The 11,854-nt window shown below is 69.9% G+C and carries 10 protein-coding genes; 7 read left to right on the top strand and 3 right to left on the bottom strand.

The features are described 5' to 3' along the window. Nucleotides 1–4: 4 nt before the first annotated feature. Together ACWF9G_RS20105 and ACWF9G_RS20100 are read right to left on the bottom strand one after the other, a co-directional pair. Nucleotides 5–1,228: an MFS transporter gene (locus ACWF9G_RS20105; RefSeq protein WP_452517003.1), complete on the bottom strand. Its 1,224-nt coding sequence runs from the start codon at nt 1,226–1,228 to the stop codon at nt 5–7. Between the two features lie 163 nt (nt 1,229–1,391). Further along, entirely contained in the window at nt 1,392–2,303 is a 912-nt protein-coding gene (locus tag ACWF9G_RS20100) for an NmrA family NAD(P)-binding protein (protein WP_452517002.1), read from the bottom strand. 112 nt (nt 2,304–2,415) lie between these two features. Between ACWF9G_RS20100 and ACWF9G_RS20095 the strand changes: the two genes are divergently transcribed. Next, nucleotides 2,416–3,213, top strand: coding sequence for a TetR/AcrR family transcriptional regulator (locus tag ACWF9G_RS20095; protein ID WP_452517001.1), 798 nt, complete (start codon nt 2,416–2,418; stop codon nt 3,211–3,213). On the opposite strand, the gene ACWF9G_RS20090 is transcribed toward ACWF9G_RS20095, so the two are convergent. After that, a complete protein-coding gene (locus ACWF9G_RS20090; RefSeq protein ID WP_019048221.1) occupies nt 3,197–3,586 on the bottom strand; it encodes a DUF2237 family protein in 390 nt (129 codons plus the stop codon). The genes ACWF9G_RS20095 and ACWF9G_RS20090 overlap by 17 nt on opposite strands. A gap of 155 nt (nt 3,587–3,741) precedes the next feature. Between ACWF9G_RS20090 and ftsY the strand changes: the two genes are divergently transcribed. The 6 genes from ftsY (at nt 3,742) to ffh (ending at nt 11,778) form a co-directional block, all read left to right on the top strand. Then, on the top strand, nt 3,742–5,205 hold the full coding sequence (gene ftsY / locus ACWF9G_RS20085; protein ID WP_452516999.1) for a signal recognition particle-docking protein FtsY: 1,464 nt from the start codon (nt 3,742–3,744) through the stop codon (nt 5,203–5,205). A 291-nt stretch (nt 5,206–5,496) separates the two neighbouring features. Further along, nucleotides 5,497–6,843, top strand: a complete 1,347-nt coding sequence (locus tag ACWF9G_RS20080) for an ammonium transporter (protein ID WP_379304649.1) — start codon at nt 5,497–5,499, stop codon at nt 6,841–6,843. Between the two features lie 5 nt (nt 6,844–6,848). Beyond that, nucleotides 6,849–7,187: a P-II family nitrogen regulator gene (locus tag ACWF9G_RS20075; protein WP_110036141.1), complete on the top strand. Its 339-nt coding sequence runs from the start codon at nt 6,849–6,851 to the stop codon at nt 7,185–7,187. Nucleotides 7,188–7,266: 79 nt separating this feature from the next. Beyond that, nucleotides 7,267–9,711: a [protein-PII] uridylyltransferase gene (locus tag ACWF9G_RS20070; protein ID WP_379304651.1), complete on the top strand. Its 2,445-nt coding sequence runs from the start codon at nt 7,267–7,269 to the stop codon at nt 9,709–9,711. 134 nt (nt 9,712–9,845) lie between these two features. Then, nucleotides 9,846–10,160, top strand: coding sequence for a hypothetical protein (locus tag ACWF9G_RS20065; RefSeq protein WP_229739554.1), 315 nt, complete (start codon nt 9,846–9,848; stop codon nt 10,158–10,160). A gap of 55 nt (nt 10,161–10,215) precedes the next feature. Next, nucleotides 10,216–11,778: a signal recognition particle protein gene (gene ffh / locus ACWF9G_RS20060; RefSeq protein ID WP_452516997.1), complete on the top strand. Its 1,563-nt coding sequence runs from the start codon at nt 10,216–10,218 to the stop codon at nt 11,776–11,778. The last annotated feature ends 76 nt before the right edge of the window (nt 11,779–11,854 follow it).

Here is an 11,854-nt window from a genome sequence, read left to right as displayed (position 1 = left end):
ATCGTCACTCAGGGTGCCTGCTGTGCTCGGCCGGAGCCGAGTCACCGGATGTGGTCGTCACCAGGATCGCCGCGACTCCGATGGCCAGTGCCGCGATCATGGCGGTCGCGGTCCAGCCGAACCACACGACCGCGGCTGCCCCGAAGGCGGTGCCGAGGCTGCCGCCCACGAAGTACACCAGCATGTAGACGCTGTTGAAGCGAGCGGGCGACGCCGCGTCGATGGCGAGCACGGTGCTTTGATTCGCGACCTGGGCGGCGAAGAGACCGGCGTCGAACAGCACGAGGCAGACCAGCGTCCCCACGGTGCTGGTGAGCATGCCGCCGACGACGATCGCGGCGGACCCGGCCAGGGCGAGGCCGACCAGGATGACCCGCCGCGGGCCGACCCGATCGGTCCACGCGCCCGCGATCCGCGTCGCCGCGATGCCCGAGAGCCCGGCCAGGGCGTACAGGCCGATCCGTTCCGCCGAGTACGACAACGGCGGCTCGGCGAGCGCGACCGCGAGTCCGCTCCACACCGCGCAGAACGCGAAGAACCACAGCGCGCCGCGGATCGCCGCGATCCGCAGCGTGGCGTGGTGCGTCAACAGGCCGGGGAGGGAACGCAGCGTCGCGAGGTAGCCGCGGTCGGTCGTGCCCCGGTTGGTCGGCAGCACAGCCAGGCAACCGAGCGCGACGCACGCGCAGGCACCGGCGACCGCGAGTTGCATTCCGCGCCAGCCGATCTCGTCGGTGAGCCACCCACCGACGATGCGCCCGGCCAGGATCCCGGCGGAGATCCCCGCGGTGACGATGCCGAGGATCGTCGCGCGCCGCCGCGCTGGCGCGAGCCGGCCCGCCACCGAACTGAGACCGGCGCCCACCGCCGAACACGCGCCGACGACCCCGATCACCAGCCCCAGTTGCCACGCGCTGTCGACCGCCGCGCACGCCGCCGACGCCACCGACAGCACCCCGAATTGGATCGCGAACAGCCGCGCGGGCGAGTAGCGGTCGGCCAGCGGAACGAGGAGACCGAGCCCGACCAGGTACCCGACCGGCCCACAGGCCAGCGCGAATCCGACGGCGGCGATCGACGCGCCGACGGAGTCCGCGACCGCCGCGATCGCGGGCTGCAACGGGTAGAGGGCCGCGGTCCCCAGGGCCGCGGCCAGCGACATGAACAGCACGAGGGAGCCACGCAGCGCCGTGCCGGTGGGCATCGTGGCGACAGATTCAGCATTCACACCGACCGACGGTAGGAAGCGGCCGCACCGGTCGCTGGCGGGATACCGACACCACCGTCGCTGCCCGCCGACCGGGTCGTGCGGTGCGGCGGGAGGCGCGACGGATCGCCCGGCGGGTCCACACGGCACAGCGGCGCGACGCGCTCGGAGGGCGGATTGGAGGTCAGACAGCCGGTGCCGGCTCGTCGAGGCGGGCCAGGATCTTCTCGGCGCCGCCACGGGTCAGCCACTCGGGCAGTCGCGTGAGCTGGGGATACAGCTGTCGCAGGGCAGACAGGTCGGCGTGCCAGCCGCCGGTCTCGCGGATCAGGCGCCAGGTGTTGCCGAGCTGCGGACCGATCGCCTCGGCTTCGGCTTCGGTGACTTCGCGGTAGTGGACCGGGCGGCCGGTGGCCGCGCTGATGGCGGCCGCGGCGTCGACAGGGGTGATCGCGTCACTCGCCAGTTCCAGGGCGCGGCCGTGCCAGCCCTTGGGGTCGGCGAAGGCGAGCGCGGCGAACGCGCCGATGTCGTCGAGGGCGATCATCTGCAGTGGCCGGTCGGCCGGGAACAGGTGCGGGTGCTCGCCGCCAACGCGGACCCCGTCGACGGGGGAGCCCTGCAACAGGTAGTTCTCCATGAAGCGCACCGGGCGAAGCAGCGTATAGCGCAGGCCCGAGGCGACGATCGCGTCCTCGATCTGCCGCTTGCCCTCCTGACCCCACGAGTCGGCCGCGCCCATGGTGGCGATGCCGGAGAAGACGATCTGCTCGACGCCTGCCGCGCCTGCCGCGTCGACCATCGCGATGCCACGCTGAGCCTCCAGGCCCGCTGTCCAGCCGCTGGGTCCGTAATCGGCTGGGGGAATGAGGAATACGGCACGCGCGCCGGTCGCCGCAGCACGCAGCGAGGCGGGGTCGTCGAAATCGCCTGTCGCCAGGTCGGCGCCCGCGTCGGCCAGAGCCCGGGCCGCCGCAGTGGCGGGATCGCGGACGAGGGCGCGTACCGGATGACCGTCGGCGAGCAGTTTCCTGGCGGTGACGCCGCCCTGTTTGCCGGTCGCACCGGTGATCAAAACGGGATGTGCTGATGACATTGCGGATGAGCTCCGTTTCGTTCCCTACAATCGGGTCGGGCGACCCGTATTCCGGACGGTACGGACGGTTCGACCCGGTTGGCCAGGCGTAGTGCAGGGAAGGCGTAACGAAATGACCGTCGACAACGGCGTGGAACCCGCGATCAGAGCGGACGCCCGGCGAAACCGCGCCCTCGTCCTCGCCGCGGCGCAACGCGCGCTCGCCGAGCGGGGGACCACCGTCTCGCTGGCCGAGGTCGCCCGCCGCGCCGGTGTCGGCGCGGGCACCGTCCACCGGCATTTCCCCACGAAAACCGACCTGTTGGAAGCGGTGATGCAACAGCGGGTCGACCGCCTGGCGGCGCTGGCCGCCGACCACCTCGCCGACCTTGACCCCGGCGCGGCCTTCTTCGCCCTCTGCACCCATGTCATCACCACGACGCCCGGCAACAAAGACCTCTGCGACCTGGTGCAATCCGACGACGGCTGGCCGCGCGCCCTCCTGCGCGGCGCGGGCAACCGCTTCCACCGTGCCCTCGGCGCACTGCTCACCGCCGCCCAGCGTCAGGGCGCGGTCCGCCCCGATGTCACCATCACCGAAGTCCTCGACATCTTCACCGGATGCGTTGCGATCCAACGACATCGGCGCGCCGGCGATCCCTTGGCTCCGGCCGTCGTCCTCATCCTCGATGCGTTGCGAACCCGACCGTCACGCGTAACGGAATCCGCGAAAGCCGACCGTGACGAAACCCGTGGACGTGACGAAACCTCGCCACCGCGCTGCCCCGTCTGCGCCGGACCCGTTCACCGGTCCACCACCGGCAGACCCGCTCGCTACTGCTCCCCGGCCTGCCGCCAGAAGGCTCACCGACGGCGCCACGCTCACCCGCCTCGCGAGGAGCTGTCGTCGACCCCTACAACAGGTCGCTGACGTCGTCTGGGACGTCTACGGCGTACTTGCGCAGGATGTCCATGGAGATGACCTCCAGGGCGTTCTCGTGTGTCGCGGCCAGCACCACCGGTGCGGCGACGCCGTCCTCGTGCGCGTGCAACCAGCGCACCGCCACCACGCACCAGCGGTCGCCCGGCTGCAGGCCGGGGAAGTTGTTCTCCGGACGCGGAGTGCTGAGGTCGTTGCCGATGGATGCCTGATGCTCCAGGAATTCCGCCGTCACGACGGTGCACACGGTGTGGCTGCCGAGATCCTCCGGACCGGTGCTGCAGCAGCCGTCCCGGTAGAAGCCCGTGAGAGGATCGGTGCCGCACTCTTCCAGCGGCCCCCCAAGCACGTTTCGATCGGTCACGCCGCCGATCCTATGGGGCGAGCGCCAGAAGTTCCGCAGGACAACGAATCTGTAGTGATTCCCCGGCGAGCCGACGGGCCCTTTCCCCAGCTACCGACCCGCCGCGCCGACGCCGCCGACGTGGGACGATCGGCCGCCCGAATAGACTCGGCCGGGTGAGTTCGCAAGCGTGGATCCTGATCGCCGCGATCGCCGCCGTGCTGTTGGTGGCGCTCGTCGCGGGTTTCGTCCTGTACAAGCGGCGCCAGATCTCCCTGGCGCCGCCCGAGCCGGACAAGGAGTTGACGGACAAGTCCGGTGGCTACACCGCGTCCGGGGGATTCAACTTCAAACAGGGCGGGGCGGCCACGCTGCCGCGCCCCGAACCGGCGCCCGAGCGGACCGATACCGAGGGGCAGCCGCACGTCGGTGACGATGCGGCCGTCCCGCGCGACGCGCCACGGCGCAGCATCACCGACGTCCCGCTGCCCGAGACCGACGTGCGGGTCACCGAGGACGTGGTGGTCCCCGACGACCTCAGCACGCTCGACACCACCGCCCCGCCCACCGAGATCACACCCGTCGACACCGCCCCGGTCGAGGAAGCACCGGCAGAGACCGCGCCCGTCACGGAATCGGCACCCGCCGAAGTGCCCGTCGAGACCGCGCCCGCCGAGGTCGACGCCGTCGCCGCCGCCATCGAAGAGATCGACCCCACCTCGGGCAGGCTGGTCCGCCTGCGTGGCCGCCTGTCCCGCTCGCAGAACGCCGTCGGCAAGAGCCTGCTCGGCCTGCTCGGCGGCGGTGACCTCGACGAGGACTCGTGGGAGGAGATCGAGGACACCCTGGTCCTGGCCGATATCGGGACCGCGAGCACCGCGAAGATCGTCCAACGCCTGCGCGAGGAGATGGCCACGCGCAGCGTGCGCACCCCCGAACAGGCCCGCGCCACCCTGCGTGACGTGCTGATCGAGGCGCTGCGCCCCGAGCTGGACCGGTCGATCCACGCGTTGCCGCACGCCGATCACCCGGCGATCCTGCTGGTCGTCGGCGTGAACGGCACCGGCAAGACCACCACAACCGGCAAGCTGGCCCGCGTCCTCGTCGCCGACGGCCGCCGGGTGCTGCTCGGCGCCGCCGACACCTTCCGCGCCGCCGCCGCCGATCAGTTGCAGACCTGGGGCGAACGGGTCGGTGCGGAGACCGTGCGCGGTAAGGAGGCAGCCGACCCGGCCGCCGTCGCGTTCGACGCGGTCACCGCGGGCATCGATCGCGGTGTCGACGCCGTCCTCGTCGACACCGCGGGCCGCCTGCACACCAAGACCGGCCTGATGGACGAGCTGGGCAAGGTCAAGCGGGTCGTCGAGAAGAAGGCCGAGGTCGACGAGGTCCTGCTCGTCCTCGACTCCACGGTCGGCCAGAACGGGCTGATGCAGGCCAGGGTGTTCGCCGACGTCGTCGACATCACCGGCGTTGTGCTGACCAAGCTGGACGGCACCGCCAAGGGTGGCATCGTGTTCCAGGTGCAGCACGAGCTCGGTGTTCCGGTGAAGCTCGTCGGACTGGGTGAGGGCGCCGACGATCTGGCGCCGTTCGAGCCCGGCGCCTTCGTCGACGCCCTGCTCGGCACCACCTCCTAGCGTTCCCCTGCTGCCCGCCCGATCCCAGCGATCGGGCGGGCGGTGCTTTTTCCAGGGGAAACGCCGCATCAGCCTCCCGCCGCGAACCCCGGGTGAACCGCACACTCATACCGGCCTCACCGTGAGCCCGCAGGTGGTGGACAAACGCACGAAACGTGGAAGCAACACAACAGCGCAATCCGTTCACTCAGGTGAAACACCACTGCTCAACGGATGAAACACCGAGTGGCGACCCTCTGTACAGGTCCTTTTGCCGTCATCGGCAGGGCCCGAGATGAGGAGGAACACAAGGTGGCATTTCCCGTAATCGGCGCACCCGACGCCGGTGACACCGCATGGTTGCTGACCGCATCAGCACTCGTGCTGCTGATGACGCCGGGCTTGGCGTTTTTCTACGGCGGTATGGTCCGTGGCAAGAACGTCCTGAACATGATCATGATGAGCATCTCGGCGATGGGCCTGGTCACCATCCTGTGGTGTCTCTACGGCTTCTCGGTGGCATTCGGCGAGGACAAGGGCAACTTCCTCGGTGACCCGCTGCAGTACTTCGGCCTGAAGGGCGTGTTCGGCGGTCAGTACCTGGCCACCACCGACCCGGAGGCGCCTGCCGGCATTCCGCTCGCGGGCACCATCCCGCTGTCGGTGTTCGTCGCCTTCCAGCTCATGTTCGCGATCATCACCGTCGCACTCATCTCGGGCGCGGTCGCCGACCGCCTGAAGTTCGGATCGTGGCTCCTGTTTGCCGGAATTTGGGTCACCGTCGTCTACTTCCCCGTCGCGCACTGGGTCTTCGCCTTCGACGGCGTCACCGCCGAGAACGGTGGCTGGATCGCCTCCGGTATCAAGGCGATCGACTTCGCGGGCGGTACCGCGGTCCACATCAACGCCGGTGTCGCAGGTCTGGTCCTCGCCGTGGTCCTCGGCAAGCGCAAGGGCTGGCCGAAGACTCCGTTCCGTCCGCACAACCTGCCGTTCGTGATGCTCGGCGCCGGTCTGCTGTGGTTCGGCTGGTACGGCTTCAACGCGGGCTCGGCAGTCGGCGCCAACGGCATCGCCGGTGCCACCTTCCTCACCACCACCATCGCCACCGCGGCCGCCATGCTCGCCTGGCTGCTCGTGGAGCGTCTGCGTGACGGTCACCCGACCTCCCTGGGCGCGGCCTCGGGCATCGTCGCCGGTCTGGTCGCCATCACCCCGGCGTGTTCGTCGGTGAACGTGGTCGGCGCGCTGGCCATCGGCATCGTCTCCGGTGCGCTGTGCGCCCTGGCCGTCGGCCTGAAGTTCCGCTTCGGTTTCGACGACTCGCTCGACGTCGTCGGCGTCCACCTCGTCGGTGGTCTGGTCGGCACCCTGATGGTCGGCCTCGTCGCCACGGCCGAAGCTCCCGCGGCTGTCGATGGTCTGTTCTACGGTGGTGGAGTCGAGCAGTTGAAGCTGCAGGCTGTCGGTGCCTTCGCCGTCCTGGCCTACTCGCTCGTCGTGACGGCCGTCATCGCCTACGCGATCAAGTTCACCATCGGCCTGCGCGCGAGCGAAGAGTCCGAGTCGGCGGGTCTGGACGAGTCCGAGCACGCGGAAACCGCATACGATTTCACTGCTGTGGGTGGCACGGCACGCTCGCTCGTCAAGGAGGCATGACGAACATGAAACTGGTTACGGCAATCGTCAAACCGTTCACGCTCGAAGATGTGAAAACCGGGCTGGAACAGGCAGGCGTGCTCGGCATGACCGTCAGCGAGGTCCAGGGTTACGGCCGCCAGAAGGGCCACACCGAGGTCTACCGCGGTGCGGAGTACTCGGTGGACTTCGTTCCGAAGGTCCGGGTCGAGGTCGTCGTCGACGATGCGTCGGTCGAGAAGGTCGTCGAGGTGATCGTCGAGGCCTCGCGCACCGGAAAGATCGGTGACGGCAAGGTGTGGGTGACCCCGGTGGACACCATCATTCGCGTCCGCACCGGCGAACGCGGAAGCGACGCACTGTAATTCGGCAGCAACGCACGGATATCGATCGAGCGGCGGCCCCGCTCCCACCGGCACGACCGGTCGGGGCGGGGCCGCCCGCATGAATGGCGGTGGGACTGTGGCACAACAGAACGGCGGTATTCAGCACAACGGGGCGGCCGACCTGGTCAAGGCCAGGGCGCAGCTGCTCGACGGGGCGGGGACCCGCAATCCGCGCCTCGATCCGGAATCCCTGCGCGCGGCGCTGGTCGACCTGTTCGAACTCTGGCTGACCAGCAAGGGCAACGAGCTGGGCATCACCGCCGACAGCGGCCTGGCCGTCGTCGCGGTGGGTGGCCTCGGCCGCCGGGAGATGCTGCCGTACTCCGACCTGGATCTGGTACTGCTGCACGACGATGTCGACCCCGCCGTGGTGTCGGAGATCGCCGACAAGCTCTGGTACCCGCTCTGGGACGCCCACATCAAGCTCGATCACAGCGTGCGCACGGTGCCGCAGGCACTGCGGGTGGCCGCCGACGACATGATCGCCGCGCTCGGCCTGCTCGAGGCCCGTCACATCGTCGGCGACGAGGACCTGTCCAACCTGCTCATCGGCGGGGTACGACGGGAATGGCGGACCGGCATCAGGTCCCGCTTCGACGACCTGATCGCCCAGACCAACGCCCGCTGGCAGCGCAGCGGCGAGATCGCCCACCGCGCCGAACCCGACCTGAAGAACGGACGCGGCGGTCTGCGCGACATCCAGCTGCTCGACGCGCTAGCCATCGCCCAGCTGACCGACGCCATGCCGGGCCTCGGCCCCGAGGTGCCGGGCGGCGGCCTGAAGCAGGCGCACCGCAGGCTCCTCGACGTGCGCACCGAACTGCACCGGGTCGCCGGTCGCGCTCGCGACCAGCTGCGTGCCCAGGACGCCGACGAGATCGGCGCGGCGCTGCGCATCGGCGACCGGTTCGACTTGGCCCGCACGCTGACCGATTCGGCCCGCACGGTGAGCTATTCGACCGACGTCGGCCTGCGCACCGCGGCCAACGCGCTGCCGCGCCGCGGCCTGGCCCGCCTGCGCCGGATGCCGGTGCGCCGACCACTCGATGAGGGGGTGGTCGAGCACGCCGGCGAGGTGGTGCTGGCCAGGGACGCGCGGCCACAGCGCGATCCCGGCCTGATCCTGCGGGTCGCCGCCGCCTCGGCGCAGACCGGGCTGCCGATGTCGGCGACCACGCTCAACCGCCTGTCCGAGGAGTCGCCCGAACTGCGCGAGCCGTGGCCCAAGGACGCGCTCAACGATCTGCTCGTCTTGCTGGGCGCGGGCCGCGGCAGCATCGATGCGGTCGAGGCGCTCGATCGAACCGGGCTGTGGGGCAGGCTGTTTCCCGAGTGGGGGGCGGTGCGCGACCTGCCACCCCGCGACGCACTGCACACCTGGACCGTCGACCGGCACCTGATGGAGACCGTCGCCTACGCGGGCGCGCTGAGCACCAGGGTCGCCCGGCCCGACCTGCTCACCCTCGGCGCGCTGCTGCACGACATCGGCAAGGGCAGGGCGGGCGATCACAGCGTGGTCGGCGCCGAACTCGCCACCCATATCGGGCGCAGGCTCGGCCTGTGGCCCTCGGACGTACGCACCCTCAGCGCCATCGTGCGCCACCATCTGCTGCTGCCCGACACCGCGACCCGCCGCGATCTGGCCGACCCGGAGACGGTGCGTCAGGTCGCCGACGCGCTCGACGGTGATGTCGGCCTGCTCGAACTGCTGCACACGCTGGCCGAGGCCGACTCGATGGCCACCGGCCCCGGCGTCTGGGGCGACTGGAAGGCCTCGCTGATCGGCGACCTGGTCCGCCGCTGCAAGCTGGTCATGGCGGGGGAGCCGCTGCCGCAACCGGAACCGATCGACCCCGCCCTGCTGGACAAGGCCGGGGCCGGCGGCGTGCACGTCACCCTCGCGCCGGGTGAGGGCAAGCACACCTACGTGGTGACGGTCATCGCCCCCGACGAGCCCGGCCTGCTCTCCGACGCGGCGGGCGTGCTCGCCCTGCATTCCCTGCGTGTCCTCTCGGCCGCGCTCGGCGCGGCGGGAGACTCGGCGATCAACACCTTCGTCGTGACCCCGAAGTTCGGTGACCCGCCCGACGCGGGCCTGCTGCGGCAGGAGCTGATCCGCGCGACCTCCGGCGCGCTGAATCTGCCCGAAGTGCTGGCCAAACGCGAGGCCGAGGCCGTCGGCGCCGGGCCGGGCCGCTACGCGCGGGCAGTGCCGCGGCTGATCTGGTCGACGAGCGGCGCGCCCGGTCAGGCCATCCTCGAACTGCGTGCCGAGGACCGGGTCGGCCTGCTCAGCAGGCTGGCGGGTGCCTTCGCCGCGACCGGTGCGAACGTGCGGTGGGCCAAGGTGGTCACGATGGGTTCGGCCGTGGTCGACGCGTTCTGCCTCGATCTCGGCGACGCCGACAGCCCGCAGCTACGAGACCGCATCGAAAAGGCCGTCCTGGACGTCGTTCCGCATCCGGCGCCCGCCCCGCCGTCGGCGGCGGATGTCACCGACTGAGATCATCAGGACACGGTTTACTCACCGATTGCTATCAGGTTGCCCCGCAAACCGTGATCGCTGCCCGATCGGTCGAGAATGGACCTATAGCATTCGAGAGGTCTGGCTGTCACTCGTACGAGGGGAGCAGATCTGTGGCTATCGAAGTCGTTTCCGCATCGATGATGACCAGCGACGCGACCGCGCACATCGCGCGCTGCGTCGGTGGTGACCTGTGGGTGGTTTCGTGGCTACCCGGCCGCACACTCACCGGATCCCAAGCCCTGGCCGCGATGACCATCGCGTCGACCACCGCACGGCACATCGACAGCCCCGATGCCGAATGGCAGCGCATCGAGGCACTCGCTCGCGAACTCGGCCTCACCGGCAGGGAAGCGGTGTACCTCGTGAACATCGAGAATCACGAGTTGTGCCGCACCACGCCACCGCACGTGCGCCACCGGGAATAACACCCATTACCCTGGGAGGGCAATAGACGTCCCTTTCAGATCAGGAGCGCGATCGGTGTTCGAATCCCTGTCCGACCGGCTTACCGGTGCACTGCAGGATCTGCGCGGTAAGGGGCGTCTGTCACCGGCCGACATCGACGCCACCGCGCGCGAGATCCGCCTCGCGCTCCTCGAAGCCGATGTCGCGCTGCCCGTGGTGCGCGGCTTCATCGCCAACGTCAAGGAGCGCGCCAAGGGCGCGGAGGTCTCCGCGGCGCTCAACCCGGCACAGCAGGTCGTCAAGATCGTCAACGAGGAGCTCGTCGGCATCCTCGGTGGCGAGACCCGCAGGCTCAACCTCGCCAAGAACCCGCCGACGGTCATCATGCTGGCCGGTCTGCAGGGTGCGGGTAAGACCACCCTGGCGGGCAAGCTCGCCAAATGGCTGAAGGGCCAGGGGCATCAGCCGATCCTGGTCGCCTGTGACCTCCAGCGCCCCGGCGCGGTCACCCAGCTGCAGGTCGTCGGTGAGCGCGCCGGCGTGCCCGTGTTCGCGCCGCACCCCGGCACCTCCGTCGGCGGCGGCGAGAACCCGCTCGGTATCTCGGCGGCCGACCCGGTCGGTGTCGCCCGCGCCGGTGTCGAAGAGGCCAAGGCCAAGCAGTACGACGTGGTCATCGTCGACACCGCGGGCCGCCTCGGTATCGACGCCGAGCTCATGCGCCAGGCCGCGGGCATCCGCGACGCCGTGCAGCCCGACGAGACGCTGTTCGTCCTCGACGCGATGATCGGTCAGGACGCGGTCAGCACCGCCGAGGCGTTCCGCGACGGCGTCGGCTTCACCGGTGTCGTGCTCACCAAGCTCGACGGTGACGCCCGCGGTGGTGCCGCGCTGTCGGTCCGCAATGTGACCGGTTCGCCGATCATGTTCGCCTCCACCGGTGAGAAGCTCGAGGACTTCGACGTCTTCCACCCGGACCGGATGGCCTCGCGCATCCTCGGCATGGGCGACGTGCTCACCCTGATCGAGCAGGCCGAGCAGGTCTACGACGCCCAGCAGGCCGAGGAGACCGCCCGCAAGATCGGCAGCGGCGAGCTCACCCTCGAGGACTTCCTCGACCAGATGCTGGCCATCCGCAAGATGGGCCCGATCGGCAACCTGCTCGGCATGCTGCCCGGCGCCGGTCAGATGAAGGACGTGCTCGCCCAGGTCGACGACAAGCAGCTCGACCGGGTGCAGGCCATCATCCGCGGCATGACCCCCGCCGAGCGCGACAACCCGAAGATCATCAACGCCTCCCGCCGCCTGCGCATCGCCAACGGCTCGGGAGTGCAGGTCTCCGAGGTGAACCAGCTCGTCGACCGCTTCTTCGAGGCCAAGAAGATGATGGCCATGATGGGCCGTCAGATGGGCCTGCCCGGTTCGCGCCGCGGCAACACCAAGAAGGGGAAGAAGGGCAAGAAGGGTGGCCGCGGCCCGACCCCGCCGAAGGTGCGCGGTGGTTTCCCCGGCATGTCCGCCGGGATGCCGGGCCTGCCGCCGGGCATGGACCTGTCCCAGATGCCGCCGGGTCTCGATCAGCTGCCGCCCGGTCTGGACGGTATCGACCTGTCGCGGCTGAAGTTCCCCAAGAACTGATCGGTGTTTTTGGAGCGCTGGCGCGCTCGAGTCGCGGCCCCTCCTGTCCCGCCGATCAGCGACAGTTGCTTGCTCC

Source organism: Nocardia sp. NPDC055029 (assembly GCF_053608525.1).
The sequence above is the reverse complement of the archived record's forward strand: the minus strand, read 5'-3'. Positions and strand labels throughout refer to the sequence as shown.